General features: G+C 64.3%; 17 protein-coding genes. 3 read left to right on the forward strand and 14 right to left on the reverse strand.

Annotated elements, in window-relative coordinates; all coding sequences use genetic code 11:
* Nucleotides 1–274 precede the first annotated feature (274 nt).
* The 3 genes from ACFLEY_RS25440 to ACFLEY_RS25450 all read left to right on the forward strand — a co-directional run bounded on the left by ACFLEY_RS25440 (nucleotide 275) and on the right by ACFLEY_RS25450 (nucleotide 3,848).
* Nucleotides 275–2,713, forward strand: coding sequence for a PAS domain S-box protein (locus tag ACFLEY_RS25440; protein WP_060912349.1), 2,439 nt, complete (start codon nucleotides 275–277; stop codon nucleotides 2,711–2,713).
* The gene (locus ACFLEY_RS25445) at nucleotides 2,710–3,375 is read left to right on the forward strand and encodes a response regulator transcription factor (RefSeq protein ID WP_011087542.1); all 666 of its coding nucleotides are present in this window, start codon (nucleotides 2,710–2,712) and stop codon (nucleotides 3,373–3,375) included. Before ACFLEY_RS25440 ends, ACFLEY_RS25445 begins: the two co-directional genes overlap by 4 nt.
* A gap of 86 nt (nucleotides 3,376–3,461) precedes the next feature.
* Nucleotides 3,462–3,848 carry a response regulator transcription factor gene (locus ACFLEY_RS25450; RefSeq protein ID WP_028171823.1) on the forward strand — a complete coding sequence of 129 codons (387 nt, stop codon included), beginning with the start codon at nucleotides 3,462–3,464 and terminating at the stop codon, nucleotides 3,846–3,848.
* 69 nt (nucleotides 3,849–3,917) lie between these two features.
* Here the strand turns inward: ACFLEY_RS25450 and ACFLEY_RS25455 are convergent, their stop codons facing one another.
* The 14 genes from ACFLEY_RS25455 to ACFLEY_RS25520 all read right to left on the reverse strand — a co-directional run bounded on the left by ACFLEY_RS25455 (nucleotide 3,918) and on the right by ACFLEY_RS25520 (nucleotide 18,252).
* Complete coding sequence (locus ACFLEY_RS25455; RefSeq protein ID WP_038967237.1) at nucleotides 3,918–4,889, reverse strand: tripartite tricarboxylate transporter substrate binding protein BugD; 972 nt, start codon at nucleotides 4,887–4,889, stop codon at nucleotides 3,918–3,920.
* A 208-nt stretch (nucleotides 4,890–5,097) separates the two neighbouring features.
* Nucleotides 5,098–6,339, reverse strand: a complete 1,242-nt coding sequence (locus ACFLEY_RS25460; RefSeq protein WP_028171821.1) for a threonine synthase — start codon at nucleotides 6,337–6,339, stop codon at nucleotides 5,098–5,100.
* A 229-nt stretch (nucleotides 6,340–6,568) separates the two neighbouring features.
* Nucleotides 6,569–7,990, reverse strand: a complete 1,422-nt coding sequence (gene lpdA, locus ACFLEY_RS25465; protein ID WP_060912350.1) for a dihydrolipoyl dehydrogenase — start codon at nucleotides 7,988–7,990, stop codon at nucleotides 6,569–6,571.
* A gap of 17 nt (nucleotides 7,991–8,007) precedes the next feature.
* The gene (locus ACFLEY_RS25470; protein WP_028171820.1) at nucleotides 8,008–8,241 is read right to left on the reverse strand and encodes a hypothetical protein; all 234 of its coding nucleotides are present in this window, start codon (nucleotides 8,239–8,241) and stop codon (nucleotides 8,008–8,010) included.
* Between the two features lie 8 nt (nucleotides 8,242–8,249).
* Nucleotides 8,250–9,605 (reverse strand): pyruvate dehydrogenase complex dihydrolipoamide acetyltransferase, encoded by a 1,356-nt coding sequence (locus ACFLEY_RS25475; RefSeq protein WP_060912351.1) that lies wholly within the window; start codon nucleotides 9,603–9,605, stop codon nucleotides 8,250–8,252.
* Nucleotides 9,606–9,667: 62 nt separating this feature from the next.
* Nucleotides 9,668–10,120: a nucleoside deaminase gene (locus ACFLEY_RS25480; protein ID WP_060912352.1), complete on the reverse strand. Its 453-nt coding sequence runs from the start codon at nucleotides 10,118–10,120 to the stop codon at nucleotides 9,668–9,670.
* Between the two features lie 2 nt (nucleotides 10,121–10,122).
* Nucleotides 10,123–10,425 carry a DUF5076 domain-containing protein gene (locus tag ACFLEY_RS25485; RefSeq protein WP_008142223.1) on the reverse strand — a complete coding sequence of 101 codons (303 nt, stop codon included), beginning with the start codon at nucleotides 10,423–10,425 and terminating at the stop codon, nucleotides 10,123–10,125.
* Nucleotides 10,426–10,428: 3 nt separating this feature from the next.
* Nucleotides 10,429–11,820, reverse strand: a complete 1,392-nt coding sequence (locus tag ACFLEY_RS25490) for a pyruvate dehydrogenase complex E1 component subunit beta (RefSeq protein WP_028171819.1) — start codon at nucleotides 11,818–11,820, stop codon at nucleotides 10,429–10,431.
* Nucleotides 11,821–11,849: 29 nt separating this feature from the next.
* Entirely contained in the window at nucleotides 11,850–12,872 is a 1,023-nt protein-coding gene (pdhA, locus tag ACFLEY_RS25495; protein ID WP_060912353.1) for a pyruvate dehydrogenase (acetyl-transferring) E1 component subunit alpha, read from the reverse strand.
* 226 nt (nucleotides 12,873–13,098) lie between these two features.
* Nucleotides 13,099–14,616, reverse strand: a complete 1,518-nt coding sequence (adh, locus tag ACFLEY_RS25500) for an aldehyde dehydrogenase (protein WP_011087552.1) — start codon at nucleotides 14,614–14,616, stop codon at nucleotides 13,099–13,101.
* A 280-nt stretch (nucleotides 14,617–14,896) separates the two neighbouring features.
* Nucleotides 14,897–15,856 (reverse strand): GAF domain-containing protein, encoded by a 960-nt coding sequence (locus ACFLEY_RS25505; RefSeq protein WP_028171816.1) that lies wholly within the window; start codon nucleotides 15,854–15,856, stop codon nucleotides 14,897–14,899.
* Between the two features lie 208 nt (nucleotides 15,857–16,064).
* A complete protein-coding gene (locus ACFLEY_RS25510; protein WP_060912354.1) occupies nucleotides 16,065–16,382 on the reverse strand; it encodes a septum formation initiator family protein in 318 nt (105 codons plus the stop codon).
* A 145-nt stretch (nucleotides 16,383–16,527) separates the two neighbouring features.
* Nucleotides 16,528–17,079, reverse strand: coding sequence for an NADPH-dependent FMN reductase (locus ACFLEY_RS25515; protein ID WP_060912355.1), 552 nt, complete (start codon nucleotides 17,077–17,079; stop codon nucleotides 16,528–16,530).
* Nucleotides 17,080–17,253: 174 nt separating this feature from the next.
* Entirely contained in the window at nucleotides 17,254–18,252 is a 999-nt protein-coding gene (locus tag ACFLEY_RS25520) for an MBL fold metallo-hydrolase (protein ID WP_060912356.1), read from the reverse strand.
* Nucleotides 18,253–18,353: the final 101 nt, after the last annotated feature.

Below are 18,353 nucleotides of genomic sequence, written 5' to 3' on the forward strand. Positions count from 1 at the left end.
CGTCCCCTCGATTGGTCGTGAGACTAGTCCGCACGCAACGGACCGCTCAATTGTACGGAGGTAAATGTGCGCTATGATTAGGAATGCGCGAGCTATACGTAGGTTTGTCCCGTAGTTTTCCGGCCCTTCCCCTTCAATTAGACGAGGCAAAGCCAGCTGGCTGCACGGCAACCGCGAGTTTCGGTGGGCGGATTCCACTTTAGTCGGAAGGAATTGCTCCCCTTGTTGCAAAGTGCTCTACTTGCCTTGGCCTCAGCGAGCCGGGACGCCTGCGATGATGCCTGGCCAGATCGCGAAATTTGGGAATTCGGCAGCACAACTCCTGCTCGGCGGCCTTGCCGCGCTTCGATCGTTCGGCAACGGCGAGAAGGACGCGTCCGCGGTCGCAGATGACTCGCAGCAAGACACCGCCGATCTACGCGACGCCGTGAAGCAGTGGCGTGAGGTATTCGAGCACAATCCGGTCATGTATTTCATGGTCGATCCGGCCGGAACAGTGCTCAACGTCAATACGTTCGGCGCCGCACAACTGGGCTACACGCCGGCCGAGCTGATTGGCCAGTCCGTGCTCAACGTCTTCTTCGAGGAGGACCACGACGCCGTCCGTCGATGCGTAGCGTTGTGCCTGGAAACCCTGGACCAGTCGCATACCTGGGAGATTCGCAAGTTCCGGAAGGACGGCTCAGTCCTTTGGGTCCGTGAGAACGCCAAGGCGATGCTGCGCGGCGACGGAACGCCGATCGTGCTGGTCGCCTGCGAAAATATCACCCAGCGCAAGGAAGCGGAGGATGCGCTGCGGCAGAGCGAAGCCTACCTCGCAGAGGCGCAGGAATTGAGCCGCACCGGCAGCTTCGGCCTGGACGTCGCGACAGGCGCGATCGTCTGGTCAAGGCAAACCTTTCGCATCTTCCAGTGCGACCCGGCGGTGAAGCCGACCTTGGATTTCGTCTTCCAGCGCATCCATCCGGAAGATCGCGATGCGGTCAGCAGGACGCTCGATCGGGCCGCCCGACGAGCAGAGGATTTCGACCATGAGTATCGCCTGCTGATGCCGGATGGATCAATCAAATATCTCCATTCCGTGGCGCGCGCGCTGAGACACGGATCCGGGTGCATCGAGCTTGTCGGGGGCGTCACTGATGTCACGGTTGCAAAGGAGGCCGAACAGCGGCTGCGTCGCAGCGAGGCCTATCTGGCCGAGGCCCAGCGGCTCAGCCATACAAGCAGCTGGGCCTGGGATGTGCGCCGTCAGGAGTTTGCATACCGTTCGGCTGAACTCTACCGCCTGTTCGGATTTGAGCCGAACCAGATCGATGTACCGGCACGGGCTTTCCAGGAACGCATCCTCCCCGAGGATTTCCAGCGGATCATCGAGGTGGAACGTCAGGCCCTCCGGCGAAGGAAGCCCTTCGAAATTGACTTTCGCATTGCGCGCCCGGACGGCTCGATACGACGAGTTCATACCGAGGGACATCCCGTCGTCGGCAGCGACGGCGAAGTGACGGAAATTATCGGTACCCACGTGGACGTCACCGAGCAGGTCGCCGCAAAAGAAGCACTTCAAAGGGCATTTGACGAGCTCAAGGCATCCGAGCAGCGATTCCGCGACTATGCTGAAACCGCATCGGACTGGTTTTGGGAGACCGGGCCGGATCACCGTATCACGAAGATATCGGAACACTCCGATCCGGCCAGTGCTGCGCCGACGGCCTTGATCGGCCTGACGCGGTGGGACATTCCGCCCGATGCCGAGCTCGAGCCCGGAAAGTGGGAGCAGCATCGCGCGACGCTCGACGCCCACCTCCCGTTCCGCGATCTGGTTTACCGCGGCAGGGATCGCAACGGCTCTCCAATTTACGTGCGCACCAGCGGCAAGCCCTTGCATGACGCGGACGGTCATTTTCTCGGCTATCGAGGCGTCAGCAGCGATGTAACGGCGGCGATCCGCGCGGAGCAGGCTGAAGATGCGCTGCGCAAGGCTCAAGCCGAGCTCGCCCATGTCACGCGCGTCACGACGCTTGGCGAACTTACCGCCTCGATTGCCCACGAAATCACCCAGCCTCTTGCCGCCGTGATCTCCAATGCGGACGCCTGCATCGCTTGGCTCGATCGCGAACCCGCCGACTTGAAGGCCGCGCGCCGTTCCGCAGAATGGATTGTCGAGGACGCCAATCGGGCCAGCGAGGTGATCCGCCGGATCAGGGCGCTCGCGAAGAAAACCGAGATCGAAGTGGTTTCACTCGACATCAACCAAGTCGTCCGGGAGGCGGTGGCGCTCGTTCGGCGCGAGCTCGCGACCCATGGGGTGTCGGTGCGGATGGAGTTGGCGTCCGACCTGCCGAGGATTTGCGGCGACCGGATCCAGCTCCAGCAGGTGCTGATCAACCTGGTGATGAACGGCATCGAAGCCATGCAAGCCAATGTCGACCACCCGCGCGAACTGGCGATCCGCTCGAGCCTGACGAACGACGACGACGATGACGACCGCCTGCTCCTCACCGTGACGGATCGCGGTGTCGGCCTCGGCAAAGACGTAAAGGAGCGCATCTTCACCCCCTTCTTCACGACGAAGTCGGGCGGTCTGGGGATGGGACTCTCGATCTGCCGATCGATCATCGAGGCTCACGCGGGCCGGCTTTCGGCCTTTCAAAATGAGGGGAGCGGTGCAACATTCCAGATCGCCCTGCCCTTGCCGCACAAGGACACGTCGTGACCGACAATGCCAAGCAGGCCCAGGCGAGCGCAGGTGACCCGATCGTCCGGATCGTCGATGATGATCCGTCGATGCGCCGCGCGCTGACCAATCTCTTTCAATCGGTCGGCCTTAAGGTCGAGGCCTTCAGTTCGGCGGCGGAGATCATGGAAGCCCAACCGCCTGCGGTCCCCAGTTGCCTCGTGCTCGACATCCGTCTGCCAGGATCGAGCGGCCTCGACCTCCAGGCGGACCTCGCCAAGGCCAATATTCACACGCCCATTATCTTCATCACCGGTCATGGCGATATTCCCATGACCGTGAGAGCCATGAAGAGCGGTGCCGTCGATTTTCTGACCAAGCCGGTGCGCGACCAGGACATGCTGGATGCGGTGCAGGCAGCGATCGAACGGGATCGCAGGCGGCGCGATGCCGAGAAGTCGATCTCGGGCGTGCGATCCCGTTTCGAGGGGCTGACAGCGCGCGAGCGCGACGTGCTCGCCCTGGTTGCATCCGGCCTGATGAACAAACAGGTCGCCGCCGAACTTGGATTGGCCGAGATCACCGTGAAGATCTATCGCGGGCAGATCATGCGGAAAATGGGGGCGAAGTCATTGGCCGATCTCGTCAGAATGACCGACGCGCTCGGAATCCCGCGCAACAGGGGTCACCTGCAAACCTAAGTATGCTTTCCAATCCCGCTCCGGGGGCCCACTTTCCGTAAGCGGCTGAACCGTGCCCGGCGGCTCCCCGTTCAGGAGCGATCATATTGTCAGTGCCCTCGATCATTTCCGTCATTGATGATGATCCCTCCGTTCGCCTTGCGACGAACAACCTCCTGACGTCGCGCGGATACACGGTCCACACCTTTGGTTCCGCTCACGAATTTCTTCAATCCGCCGAACTGGACACGACCTCCTGCGTAATCGCCGACGTGCAGATGTTGGCCATGAGCGGTGTCGAGCTGTTGACGCATATGCGCAGCCTCGGGCGCATCACGCCCTTCATCTTCATGACGGCTTTTCCCGACGAGGCCGTGCGCGACCGCGCGCTGAAGGCCGGCGCGACCTGCTTTCTCGCGAAGCCGTTTTCCACGCCGAAGCTGCTTCAATGTCTGGAGGCGGCCCTGACGGGGGCGGATGAAGCCAAGTTGTAACGCGGCCGCGCCTGCCCCTCAGGCCGCGGCTACTCGTCGTCGTGGCGACATACGAAGCGGCAAGGTGCTCTAATCCACCTTGATATTCGCCGCCTTGATGATTGGCCACCATTTTGCGATCTCCGCCTTCTGGCGGGTGCCGAGGGCTTCAGGGGTGAGCTGATCCTGCGGCGTCATCTCCAGGCCCTGGCTTTCGAGCTGCTTCTTCACGGCGGGATCGTTCAGGGCCTCCACGGCGGCGGCGTTGAGCTTGGTCACGATCTCCTTCGGCGTGCCCTTCGGCACCCACATCCCCGACCACAGCGTCATGTGGAAGCCTTTCAGGCCCGCCTCCTCCGCGGTCGGGATGTCCGGCGCCGAGGACAGGCGCTTGTCGTCGGTGACGGCGTAGGCACGGATGGTGCCGGCGCGGACCTGGTTGATGGAGTTGGAGGTCTGGTCGACGATGACGTCGATCTGGCCCGCGATGAGATCGTTCAGCGCGGGCGCAGTGCCGCGATACGGCACGTATTGCAGCTTGATGCCGCTGACACTCTCGAAATAGACCCCGGCGATGTGGCTGCCGGAGCCCGCACCGGCCGTGCCGGCGGTTGCCGCCGACGGCCGCGACTTGAGCCAGTCCAAAAGCTCTTTCAGCGACGTCGCCGGGACCGCGTTCTTGCTGACGACGATCATGGGGTTACTCGGCAACAACACCACCGGTTCGAGATCGGCGACGAGATCGTAGTTGAGCTTGTAGACGGCGCCGTTGGCCACATGGGTGCCGAGATGGCCAAACGAGATGGTGTAGCCGTCTGCCGGCGAATGCACGGCGCGACCGACGCCGATCGAACCGCCGGCGCCGGTGACGTTCTCGATCACCAGGGGCTGGCCGAGCGTCGTCCGCATCCGTTCGGCGAGCACGCGCGCCATCGCATCCGACGGGCCGCCGGCCGCGAAGGGAACGATGATGGTGATAGGATGCGAGGGATAGTCGTCGGCGCGCGCAGCGCCGGTGAGAGCGAGAATACCGATCAGCCCGGCCCAGACGGCCTTCGTCATTGTGTTCTCCCCAGCAATGTCATTGTTGTTTTTCTTTACCTCGCCCCGCTTGCGGGGAGAGGTCGAATTGCGAAGCAAATGGGTCAGCGGGAGCCTCCGCGAGCCCATCTGCCACCGTGTTCGCGCGGAAGCAGGCCTCTCACCCCAACCCTCCCAGCGCGAGCGAAGCTCGTCGCGCCCCCGTAAGAACGGGGAGAGGGAGAGATTTCTAGAACTGCGAGAAGTCGATCGGCTTGTGACGATCGAGCGTGCGGGTGACCGGCGGCAGCGGGTATTTCAGGCCGGTCGCGCAGTTGAACAACATCACGCGGTCGGTCTTGCTGACGCGGCCGTCGGCCAGGCTTTCCTTGTAAGCGGCGTAGGTCGCGGCGCCCTCGGGGCACAGCAAAAGCCCCTCCTCGCGCGCGACCTCGTTCAGCGCCGCCGAGATCTTGTCGTCGTCGACCGCGATGGCAAAGCCCTTGCTCTCGCGCACCGCGCGCAGGATCAGGAAATCGCCGATCGCCTGCGGCACGCGGATGCCGGACGCGATGGTGTGGGCGTCCTCCCAGCGCGTCGCATGCTCGGTGCCGGCATCGAAGGCGCGCACCATCGGCGCGCACCCGGAGGCTTGCACCGCGACCATGCGCGGGCGCTTCGAACCGATGAAGCCGATCTTCTCGAGCTCGTCAAAGGCCTTCCACATGCCGATCAGGCCAGTGCCGCCGCCAGTCGGATAGAAGATCACGTCGGGCACGTCCCAGCCGAGCTGCTCGGCGAGTTCGAGGCCCATCGTCTTCTTGCCTTCGATGCGGTACGGCTCCTTCAGCGTGGAGGTGTCGAACCAGCCGACCTTCGCCTTGCCCTCGCCGACGATCTTGCCGCAATCGTCGATATAGCCGTTGACGCGGTAGACGGTCGCACCCTGGAGCTCGATCTCGCTGACGTTCACTTCCGGCGTATCGGCCGGGCAGAAGATCGTGGTCTTGATGCCGCAGGAGGTCGCGTAAGCCGCGAGCGCCGCACCGGCATTGCCGTTGGTCGGCATCGCCATGTGCTTGATGCCGAGCGCCTTGCCCATCGACACCGCCATCACCAGACCGCGCGCCTTGAACGAGCCGGTCGGCAGGCGTCCCTCATCCTTCACGATGATCTCACCGCCGCCCAGCTTTTTTCCGAGCTTCGGCAGCCGGATCAGCGGCGTCGTCACCTCGCCGAGCGAGACGATGTCCTTGCATTTGCGCACCGGCAGCAGCTCGCGATAGCGCCACATGTCAGCGGGGCGTTCCTTGAGCGCATCCTTGGTCAGCGCCTTCTTCACGCCCGCGAGGTCGTAGCGCACCAGCAGCGGCTTGCCGGCTTTCGAGAGGTTGTGGACCTGGTCGGCCGCGTAGTGATCGCCTTCCATCGCGCATTCGAGATGGGTGACGAAGGTCGGGCGTTCGATGGTGAGGTTGTCGTTGTCGTGCATGGGTTGGCCCTCTTCTTGTTCTGTTCCGTTCATTACGTGATCCGTCACCTTGAGGCGCGAGCCATGCGGCGCATCGCGCCGTATGGTGAGCCTCGAAGGGCGACGAGACCGGCTGCATCTCGGCCGCTCATCCTTCGAGGCTCGGCCAACGGTGCTCCGCACCGCCGGCCTCACACCTCAGGATGACGGGACTGCTCAGAGCGCCCCCGACGCCGCAGTCCCCCTTCCCTCAAATATTCAACACTCGCCCATAAGCATCCAGCACGGCTTCCTTCATCATCTCCGACAGCGTCGGATGCGGGAACACGGTGTGCATCAGCTCTTCTTCCGTCGTCTCCAGATTCATGGCGACGACATAGCCCTGGATCAGCTCGGTGACCTCCGCGCCGACCATGTGGGCGCCGAGGAGCTGACCGGTCTTCTTGTCGAAGATCACCTTGACCAGGCCCTGGTCCTCGCCCAGCGCAATCGCCTTGCCGTTGCCGACGAAGGGGAAGCGGCCGACGCGGATCTCGCGGCCGTTCTCCTTGGCCTTGGCTTCGGTGAGGCCGACCGAGGCGACCTGCGGCTGGCAATAGGTGCAGCCCGGGATCAGGTTCTTGTCCATGGGATGCGGATGCAGGCCCTTGATCGCCTCGACGCAGATCACGCCTTCATGCTCGGCCTTGTGCGCCAGCATCGGGGGGCCCGCGACGTCGCCAATGGCGTAGATGCCGGGGACGTTGGTCTTGCCGTAACCGTCGATCACGATGCAGCCGCGATCGGTTTTGACACCGAGCTTTTCGAGGCCGAGGCTCTCGATGTTGCCAACGACGCCGACCGCCGAGATCACGCGCTCGAACTCGGTGGTCACAGGCTTGCCCTTGCCGTCGTCGATGGTGGCGACGACGCTGTCGGCCTTCTTCTCGAGCTTCGTCACCTTGGTCGAGGACAGGATCTTGATGCCCTGCTTTTCGAAACGCTTGCGCGCAAGGCCGGCGATCTCGGCGTCCTCGACCGGCAGGATCTGCGGCAGCACCTCGACCACGGTGACGTCAGAGCCCATGGTGTGGAAGAACGAGGCGAATTCGATGCCGATCGCGCCGGAGCCGACGACCAGCAGCGACTTCGGCATCCGCTCCGGCACCATCGCCTCGAAATAGGTCCAGATCAGCTTCTTGTCGGGCTCGAGCCCCGGCAGCACGCGCGGCCGCGCGCCGGTCGCGACGATGATGTGCTTGGCCTGGTAGGTCCCCTCGCCCAGCGCGCCCTTCGGCGCTTCGACGTCGGACTTCTTCACGGTGACCTTGCCGGGCGCGTCGATCGAGGCAGCGCCCCAGATTACGCTCACCTTGTTCTTCTTCATCAGGAAGCCGACGCCGTCATTCAGACGCTTCGAGACGCCACGCGAACGCTGCACCACAGCCTTCGGGTCGAACGAGACCTTCTCGGCCGACAGGCCGTAATCCTTGGCGTGCTGCATGTAGTGATAGATCTCGGCGGAGCGCAGCAGCGCCTTGGTCGGGATGCAGCCCCAGTTCAGGCAGATGCCGCCGAGGTAGGACTTTTCGACGATCGCGACCTTGAAGCCGAGCTGGGCGGCGCGGATCGCGGTGACATAGCCGCCGGGACCGGAGCCGATGATGATGATGTCGAAGGATGTATCGGCCATGGCGGCTCCCGTTCAACTCAAGCGGTCGTTGCGCCGCGGGCGCGGCGATTGAGGATGTAAGTTCTGATCAGCCATTCCGCGAGGATGACCGCCGCCATGACGGCGATGATCACCAGCGCAATGGGTCTCCAGATGTCGCGCGACAGTCTCTCTCCGGCAAAGAAGGCAGATTCAATGATGTCGCGGCCGATCGGGCTGAGCGTCAACACCAGCGAGATCACCATTGAGATCCAGGGCCAGCGCGTCCGCATGCGCCATCTCAGACCATCATCATGACCGGATTTTCGATGAGCTGCTTGAACGCGCCGATCAGCTCGGCGCCGAGCGCGCCGTCGATGGCGCGGTGATCGCACGACAAGGTCACGCTCATCATGTGCGCGATCTCGATCTTGCCATTCCGCACCACGGGCCGCTCTTCGCTGGTGCCGACCGCGAGGATGGTGGCATGCGGCGGGTTGATCACGGCGGTGAAGTGGCTGATGCCGTACATGCCGAGGTTGGACACGGCGGTGGTGCCGCCCTGGTATTCCTCGGGCTTGAGCTTGCGCGAGCGGGCGCGCGCGGCAAAGTCCTTCATCTCGTTTGAGATGGTGGAGAGCGTCTTGGTCTCCGCTTTCCGGATGATCGGCGTGATCAGGCCGCCGGGCATCGCCACGGCAACGCCGACGTCGGAATGGTGATGCTTGACCATGCCGCTTTCGGTCCAGCTCACATTGCAGTTCGGGATCTTCTGGAGCGCGACCGCCATCGCCTTGATGACGAAGTCGTTGACCGAGATCTTGTAGAGCGGCTTCTTCTCCTTGTCCTTGGGAGCGGCCGCATTGATCTCCTCGCGCGCGGCGAGCAGCTTGCCGATGTCGCAGTCGATGGTGAGGTAGAAATGCGGGACGTTCTGGATCGACGCAGTCAGGCGCTGCGCGATCGTGCGGCGCATGCCGTCGTGCGGGACGATGTCGTAGGAGCCGGGCTCGAACAGCGACAGGATCTGCTTGTCCGACATGGTCGGCGCGATCGAGGGCGCGGATGACGGCGCCGCGGCGGGCGCCTTGAGGCCCTTGCCGGACTTGGCCTGCTCGACGTCGCGGGCGACGACGCGGCCGTGCGGGCCGGTGCCTGTCACCATCGACACGTCGATGCCGGCGTCCTTGGCCAGACGCCGCGCCAGCGGCGATGAGAACACGCGGCCGCCATGGCCGTTGCTCTGAGCAGCCGGTGCGGCAGCCTGCGGCGCGGGTGCGGCGGCGGGCGGCGGTGCAGCCTTGGGCGCAGCAGGTGCTGGCGCGGGAGCTGGCGCAGCAGCGGGAGCATCCGTGGCTTTCGGCGGCGCGGCGGAAGCGCTGGGCTTGGCGGCACCAGCGGCCTTCACATCCTCGCCCTCGCCGGCCAGCACGGCGATGACGTCGTTGACCGGGACGTCCTGCGTGCCTTCGGGCACCAGGATCTTGGCGATCGTGCCCTCGTCGATGGCCTCGACCTCCATGGTCGCCTTGTCGGTCTCGATCTCGGCGATGACATCGCCGGATTTGACCTTGTCGCCTTCCTTCTTCAGCCACTTGGCGAGGTTGCCCTTCTCCATCGTCGGCGAGAGAGCGGGCATCAGGATGTTGATGGGCATGCTGACCTCAAGAAGAACTTTTCAAAACGTCGTCCCCGACAGCGAAGACGAACAGACCAGGTTTAGTTGCCGATGTCGCCCTGCCAGAGGCGCTCATTGGCCGGGATAGAACGCCAATTCTTCATCATGGTGATGGAGCGGTCGTCGGCAAGGTCGATCCAGGGGATGCCGAACTTGTCGAGGATGTCCTTGGAGCCCGGAAAGGTGACGGATTCCCCGATCACCACCAGCTTCACCTTGAACAATGCGAGCGCGCCGGCACACATCGAGCATGGCGACAGCGTGGTGTACATGACGGTGTCGTGGAATGTGATCGCGCCGGCCTCGCGCAGGCAGCTCATCTCGCCGTGCAGGATCACGTTGTTCTCCTGCACGCGGTTGTTGTGACCGCGGGCGATGATCTGGTTGTCGCGCGTCAGCACGGCGCCGATCGGCAGGCCGCCCTGCGCGATCGAGGCCGCCGCCTCGCGGATCGCCTCCAGCATGAAATCGAAGTGATAGGATTCGATCGCCACTGTCAGTGCCCCTTCCCGCGCGGCGTCGTGGTGCCGGTGTCCGTGGGGCGCTCGATCTCGGCCTGGAACATCTCGAGGATCCGGCTCAACGCGTCCTCCTCGGTATATTCGCTCTCGCGCGCATAGGCGCGCGCGGCGTGACGGGCAAGATCGACGAGCAAGAGGCCCCACATGTCGGGTTCCTCGAAGGCGCGCTGGAACGCCATCGACAGCCCGCCGTCCAGCACGAACACGCGCAGGATCTCGACCGCGTCCTCGCGGGTCATGACGTCGGGTGGCAGTGGCTGCTCCTTCGGGCCCGCCATGGTCTACCTGTAGCAGACGGCTTTGGCGGCCTCGACGACTTCCGCCGCCGACGGCAGCGCGAGCTTCTCCAGATTCGCGGCATAGGGCATCGGCACGTCCTTGCCGGAGACGCGCGCAACAGGCGCGTCCAGATAGTCGAAGGCGTTCTCCATGATCCGCGCGGCGATCTCGGCGCCGACGCCGCTCTGGGCCCAGCCCTCTTCCACCGTGACGGCGCGCCCCGTTTTCTTGACCGAGTTGACGATAGTCTCGGTGTCCATCGGGCGCAGCGTGCGCAGGTCGATCACCTCGGCCTCGATGCCGTCCTTGGCGAGCTCGTCGGCGGCCTTGAGCGCATAGGTCATGCCGTTCGACCAGGAGATGATTGTGACGTGGCTTCCGGAGCGCACGATGCGCGCCTTGCCGATCGGGATCACGAAGTCGTCGAGCTTTGGCACTTCGCCGGTGTGGCCGTAGAGCACCTCGTTCTCGAGGAAGATCACCGGATTGGGATCGCGGATCGCGGCCTTGAGCAGGCCCTTGTAATCCGCGGCCGAGAACGGCGCGACGACCTTGAGACCCGGAACGTTCGAATACCAGGATGAATAGTCCTGGCTGTGCTGCGCGGCGACGCGCGCGGCGGCGCCGTTCGGGCCGCGGAACACGATCGAGCACCCCATCTGGCCGCCGGACATATAGAGCGTCTTGGCGGCGGAGTTGATGATCTGGTCGATCGCCTGCATCGCGAAGTTGAAGGTCATGAACTCGACGACCGGCTTCAGCCCGGTCATCGCGGCGCCGACGCCGATGCCGGCAAAGCCGTGCTCGGTGATCGGCGTGTCGATCACGCGCTTGGCGCCGAATTCCTGGAGCAGGCCCTGGGTGACCTTGTAGGCGCCCTGATACTCGGCAACCTCTTCGCCCATCACGAAGACGTCGGCGTCGCGGCGCATCTCTTCGGCCATGGCATCGCGCAGCGCTTCGCGGATGGTCTGCGTCACCATCTCGGTGCCCGCGGGCACTTCCGGATCGGGCTCGGCGACGGCTTGCGGTGCGGACGGCGCAGCCCTGGGCGCGGGTGCCTCGGCCTTTGCGGCGGCAGGGGCTGCGGATTCGGCGGCCTTCGGCTGCGGGGCCGGCGCGGGCGCCTTTGCGAGATCAGCGGCGCTCTCACCGTCGGCAAGAATCGTCGCGATCGGCGTGTTGACGGCGACGTCGGCGGTGCCTTCGGGGATCAGGATCTTGCCGAGCGTGCCCTCGTCGGTCGCCTCGACCTCCATGGTCGCCTTGTCGGTCTCGATCTCGGCGATGACATCGCCGGACTTGATGGCCTCACCCTCTTTTTTCAGCCATTTGGCGAGGTTGCCCTTTTCCATCGTGGGCGACAACGCGGGCATCAGCACTTGAATTGGCATATCGGCTCCAAAAGAAAGCTTGCGCGCGTTCAGCGGTAAACGTCGGTCCAGAGCTCGGCGGCATCCGGCTCGGGATCATGCTGGGCAAAGTCGGCAGACGCGTTGACGATATCACGCACCTCGGCGTCGATCGCCTTGAGATCGGCCTCGCTGACCTTGGCGGCCAACAGGCGGTTGCGCACCTGCTCGATCGGGTCCTGATCGTGGCGGACCTTCTCGACCTCCTCGCGCGTGCGGTATTTTGCAGGGTCGGACATCGAGTGGCCGCGATAGCGGTAGGTCTGCATTTCCAGGATGAAGGGGCCCTTGCCGGCGCGGCACCACGCGGCCGCCTCGTCGCCCGCAGCCTTCACGGCGCGGACGTCCATGCCGTCGACCTGTTGGCCGGGGATGTTGAAGGACGCGCCGCGCTTGGAGAAGTCCTGCTGCGCGGAAGCGCGCGAGACCGCGGTGCCCATGGCGTAGCGGTTGTTCTCGATGACATAGATCACCGGCAGCTTCCAGAGCTCCGCCATGTTGAAGCTCTCATAGACCTGGCCCTGGTTGGCCGCGCCGTCGCCGAAATAGGTGACGCTGACATTGCCGTTGCCGCGATAGTTGTTGGCGAAGGCCAGACCCGTGCCGAGCGAGACCTGGGCGCCGACGATGCCGTGGCCGCCGTAAAAGTGCTTCTCCTTGCTGAACATGTGCATGGAGCCGCCCTTGCCCTTGGAATAGCCGCCGCGGCGTCCCGTGAGCTCGGCCATGACGCCGTTGGCGTCCATACCGGTCGCGAGCATGTGACCGTGGTCGCGATAGCCGGTGATGACCTGATCGCCCTCCTTGAGGGCCATCTGCATGCCGACCACCACGGCCTCCTGGCCGATATAGAGGTGGCAGAAGCCGCCGATCGCGCCCATGCCGTAGAGCTGGCCGGCCTTTTCCTCGAACCTGCGGATCAGGAGCATGTCGCGGAGCGCCTTGAGCTCCTGCTCCCTGGTGAATTCCGGGGGCGAACCGCCGTTGGTCTTGTCCTGTGGAGCGCTTGCGGCGGCTTTCTTGGGTGCGGCCATGGGAATTCCGGGTCAGAGAAAACTTTCGTCCTCTCTAACCCAAGTCAAACACCCTTGGAAAGCACCGCGGCGGCATGACACGACATTCATTATGCCGCACTGCAACGTGATCGAAATATTGGAAAATCTTTGACGCAGATCAGGCAACAAATCTAACGCCGTGCGGGCCAGGTCCCGTTTAGCGGAACGAGCGGCGCCAAAACGGCGCCGCCCGCTCCTGTTCCGATCAGAAGAAGCCGAGCTTCTTCGGGCTGTAGCTGACCAGGAGATTCTTGGTCTGCTGGTAGTGATCGAGCATCATCTTGTGGGTCTCGCGACCGACGCCCGACTGCTTGTAGCCGCCGAACGCCGCATGCGCGGGATAGGCATGGTAGCAATTGGTCCAGACCCGGCCGGCCTGGATCGCCCGGCCGAAGCGGTAGCAGCGGTTGGCATCGCGGCTCCAGACACCGGCGCCGAGACCGTAGAGCGTGTCGTTGGCGATCGCGAGCGCTTCGTCGTCGGTCTTGAAGGTCGTGACCGAGACGACGGGACCAAAGATCTCCTCCTGGAAGATTCGCATCTTGTTGTGGCCTTCGAACACGGTCGGCTGGACGTAGAAGCCGCCGGAAAGATCGCCGCCGAGCTCGGCACGACCGCCGCCGGCCAGCACCTTGGCGCCCTCCTGCTTGCCGATGTCGATATAGGAGAGGATCTTGGCGAGCTGCTCACCCGAGGCCTGTGCACCGATCATGGTGTCGGCCGCACGCGGGTCGCCCTGCTTGATCGCGGCGACGCGCTTCAGCGCCCGCTCCATGAAGCGGTCATAGATGTCGGCGTGGACCAGCGCCCGGCTCGGGCAGGTGCAGACCTCGCCCTGGTTCAGCGCGAACATGACGAAGCCTTCGATCGCCTTGTCGAAGAAGTCGTCGTCCTCGGCGGTGACGTCCTTGAAGAAGATGTTCGGCGACTTGCCGCCGAGCTCCAGCGTGACCGGGATCAGGTTCTGGCTGGCATATTGCATGATCAGCCGGCCCGTCGAGGTCTCGCCGGTGAAGGCGATCTTGGCGATGCGCGGGCTCGAGGCCAGCGGCTTGCCGGCTTCGAGGCCAAAGCCGTTGACGATGTTGAGGACGCCGGGCGGCAGCAGGTCGCCGATGATCTCGGCCCAGACCATGATCGAGGCCGGGGTCTGCTCGGCGGGCTTGAGCACGACGCAATTGCCGGCGGCAAGCGCCGGGGCGAGTTTCCAGCAGGCCATCAGCAGCGGGAAGTTCCAGGGGATGATCTGGCCGACCACACCGAGCGGCTCGTGGAAATGATAGGCGATAGTATCGTGGTCGATCTCGCCGATCGAGCCTTCCTGGGCGCGGACGACGCCGGCGAAATAGCGGAAGTGGTCGATGGCGAGCGGGATGTCGGCGGCGCGAGTCTCGCGGATCGGCTTGCCGTTGTCCCAGGTCTCGGCGATCGCGAGGCGCTCGAGATTCTCTTCCATGCGGTCGGCGATCTTGTTCAGGATCGCGGCGCGCTCGGCGACGCTGGTGCTCCCCCAGCCGGCCTTGGCGGCATGCGCCGCGTCGAGCGCAGCTTCGACGTCCTGCGCGTCGGAGCGTGCGATCTTGCAGACGATCTGTCCGTTCACCGGCGAGGCATTGTCGAAATATTTGCCCGAGATCGGCGCGACGAACTTGCCGCCGATGAAGTTGTCGTAGCGTTCGGCGAAGGGAACTTTGGTGACGCTGAGGAATTCCACCTTGTTCATTGATCACTCCCGATGTTTGCTGTTTGCGCAATTCGTCGCTGGTCGCGACTTGCGCCGACGATGATGCGGGAGGCGTTTCCTGTCAGCCCTGATAGGAGCGATGGCGGAGCGGACCTGTCGCAGTTCTGCGACAGGTCCGGGGTGAGGCAGGTGCAAGATCGAGGGCTCGCGGCTTCCACATCGTCACTGCGAGCGCAGCGAAGCAATCCAGAGTCCCTCCGCGGAAAGATTCTGGATTGCTTCGCTACGCTCGCAATGACGGCTGAAAGGACAGTGGCCCTCAGTGGTTCAGCTCGAACCGCTTGAGCTTCCTGTGCAGGGTTGCGCGGCTGACGCCGAGGGCTTTGGCGGCCGCCGAAACATTGCCGCCCGCGCGGAGCAGCGCCCGCTGCACCACCGCGCGCTGACCGCCGGCGAGGTGGTCGCGCGCCGTATCGCCGCCGAGAAGATCGGCCGCGGGCACTGGCCGCAACGCCCGGCCTGGCGCGAGCCCAAGTCCCACCCGGGCGGAGCGTGTCGCGCCGACCACGAGATCGTCCGCATCGACCGCAACGAGGCCCCCGCACTGTCCGTCCGCAGCCGGCGTCAGCACGATGCGGGCATGGGCGAAAGCCCGGCGGAACAAGTCGGCCTCGATGCGCTTTGCCGCCTCGCCTGCCGCGAGCGCGATCAGATTGGAAAACGCATCGGTCCGGTCGGCGCGGCAGGAGGAGACGTCGAGCACGCCGGCAAACGCCGCCTCGTGGTCGTAGATCGGTACGGCGGTGCAGCTCAACAGCGTGTTGCGCGTGAAGAAGTGCTGGTCGCGGTCGATCGTCAGCGGCCGCTGCTCGACGACGCAGGTGCCGATGCCATTGGTGCCCTCGCGCTCCTCGCTCCAGAGCGCGCCGGTCCACAGACCCCAGGATTGGAAGGTGGTGTCGTCCGCCGGCGTGCCGCGACGATCCACCGGTACCCCCTCGCCGTCGGCCAGCAGCACGCAGCAGCCGGCCGCGCCAACCGCCTGGTAGAGCCGGTCCATCGCGCCTCGTGCAGCGGCGAGCAGCGGTGCGATCCGCTCGCGCGCCTCGCGGAGTTCCGCGTCGGTCAGCCGCTGGGGCAGGCCCCGGCCGGAGGGGTCGAGATGATGCAGTCGGGACGAACGGCGCCAGGAGGCCACGAGCGCGGAGCGAGCCGCCTGGCCTGATGCAATAGCGGCTTCGACACGAGCCGCGTGATGCTGGGGCATTGACCCATTCATCACCGTTTCCTCCGGGTGGCAATCTACGGCGTGCCGGCGCGGCCTGATTGATCTCTGTCAATCCTTGGGAGCAGTGCGCCGCACAAGCCATGCCCCCGCCCGCGCTGCTCCGTCAAGGCGGCAAGACGACTGCGGTCTTGCGACCTTTGCAGGAGGCGGTCGGACCCGGCGCCGGCTTTCGATACCGGTTTCGAAACCTGCGCAAGCGCTAGTTCGGCGGGATCATCCGAACGAGATCGCGCGGATTGACGTAGTCGAGCTGGAAGCGTGCTCGCTCGTCCAGCATGTCGGGATCGATCCTCGCCGAACGCAGCAGCGAGACGCGCTGCTCGCTCCTGGCGCGCTCGCGCTTGAGCTGGGCCAGCTCGCTCGTCAGCGCGATGATCTCCTGGTCGAGTTCCTGGCGGGCGTTGAGGCCATATTTGCCGGTATAGGCGTTGACGCCGAAATAGCCGACGATGGCAGCCGCCATCGCATAGAGGGCAAGACCGGTCAGGATCGATTTGAAGCGCGCGCGGGAGACCATCTTGGGAAGATGGGGCAGCTTGGTTAAGGGAGCGCTAATCTTGGCAAACTGTCATTCCGGGGCGATGCGCAGCATCGAACCCGGAATCTCGAGATTCCGGGTTCGGCTCTTCGAGCCGCCCCCGGAATGACAAGGTTGTTCAGCCTCAGCCGTGATGCTTGGCCACGTGGACGGCGAAGGCGTCGATATAGGCCTGGAGCACGGTCTTGAGCGCGTCCTTGGCGAGGTTACCCTCGGCATCGAAGGCGTCGCCAACCGCGTTCAGGTAGGTCTCGGGCTGCTGCATGATCGGGCCGGCAATGCCCGGCAGGATGTTCTGGAGCGTCTTGGCCGCGCTGACGCCGCCGAGCGGGCCCGGCGAGTTCGAGATGATGCCGACCGGCTTGCCGTTGAACGAGCTCTTGCCATAGGGGCGCGAGGCGACGTCGATGGCATTCTTGAGGACGCCCGGGATGGCGCGATTGTATTCCGGGGTGACGAACAGGACACCGTCCGATTTCTGGAGCTTTTCGCGGAAGGCCAGCCAGTCCGCGGGCGGCGCGCCCTCGAGGTCCTGGTTGAAAAAGGAGATGCCCGCCGGCGTGATGACCTCGAGCTTGAGAGAGGCCGGCGCGAGCTTGGCGAGCGCATTGGCGATCTTCAGCGAAAAACTGTCCTTGCGCAGGCTGCCGGCGATCACGACGATATTGTAGGCCATGGAGTGTCCTCAGAACTTGAGCGGGAGTGCCGGGCGGCACTTAAGCGATCCGGACCAATGGATGCAAGTGCATGAACCGGTCCGATTTGGAAACATTGAGTTTCTGAAACCGTCGTCCAAAACAATCAGGCCGCCAAGCGGCGGCCCGATCTTTCGCACAAACGTCCAGCCCGATCAGATCGTCGGATTCCAGGCCGACGGGATCAGGCGATATTTGGCGCCGTCCTTCTCGACATGGCCGACCGAGGGGAAGGTGAAGTGGAAGCCGATCACGGTCGCCTTCTCGGCCGCCGCCATGTCGTAGAATTTGTGGCGCGTCTGCTGCGCCAACGCGGCATCGGTGTCGAACACCACGTGCCAGTCCGGATTGCGCAGGAAGAACTCCGGAATGTTGGTGACATCGGACTGGATCAGCACCTTGGCATCGCCGGATGCAACCGCAAACGAGGTGTGGCCGGGCGTATGGCCGGGCGTCGCGATCGATGTGATGCCGGGCGCGACCTCCTTGCCCCACTCGTACCTGGTGACCTTGGATTCGAGGCCGGCGAAGGTCTTCTTCACGTTGGCGAAGTAGTTCTTCATCATCGCGTTGGACTCGGCCTTGGCGGCGTTGTCCTCGCTGGTCCAGAACTCCCAGTCCTTGCCCGGCACCATGATCTCCGCATTCGGGAACGCGAGCGCGCCGTCGGCGAGCCGAATGCCGTTGGTGTGGTCGGGATGCAGATGCGAGAGCAGCACGACGTCGATGCTCTTGGGATCGACGCCGGCGGCCGCGAGGTTTTGCAGGGTGCGGCCGACCGCACCCTTGCTGGGCTCGAGATTGGTGGCGCCGTTGCCGGCATCGATCAGGACGAGCTTGGAGCCGGTGTTGATGAGCTGCGGGTTGAACGGCACCGTGACCATACCCTTCGGCATGTAGGCCGCCTCGCCGGCCGCGAGCGCCTCGTCCTTGGGCGCGTTGACGACGAACTTGTCCGGCATCGGGAAGGTGCGCGCGCCGTCGTTGATCGAGGTACACTCAAGGCTGCCGACCTTGTAGCGGTAGAAGCCCGGCGCCTGCGTCCCGCTTGGCGGCACTGAGGCACGAGCAGTGATCGGTCCGAGCCCGGTAACGGCAGCCGCGCCCACAGCGGCCGCGCCCGCCAGCAAGTGGCGGCGATTCAGATCAGTCATGGAAGTGTCCCCTTCTTTGCTTGCGGTTGTCCCGCTTTCAATAGCGGCGGAATAATCCCCCGCTTCGCTCAGAAGGCAAGACCTTCCTTCGGTGAGGTGCC

Source organism: Bradyrhizobium sp. YCK136 (assembly GCF_044570075.1).
GTDB lineage: Bacteria > Pseudomonadota > Alphaproteobacteria > Rhizobiales > Xanthobacteraceae > Bradyrhizobium > Bradyrhizobium diazoefficiens.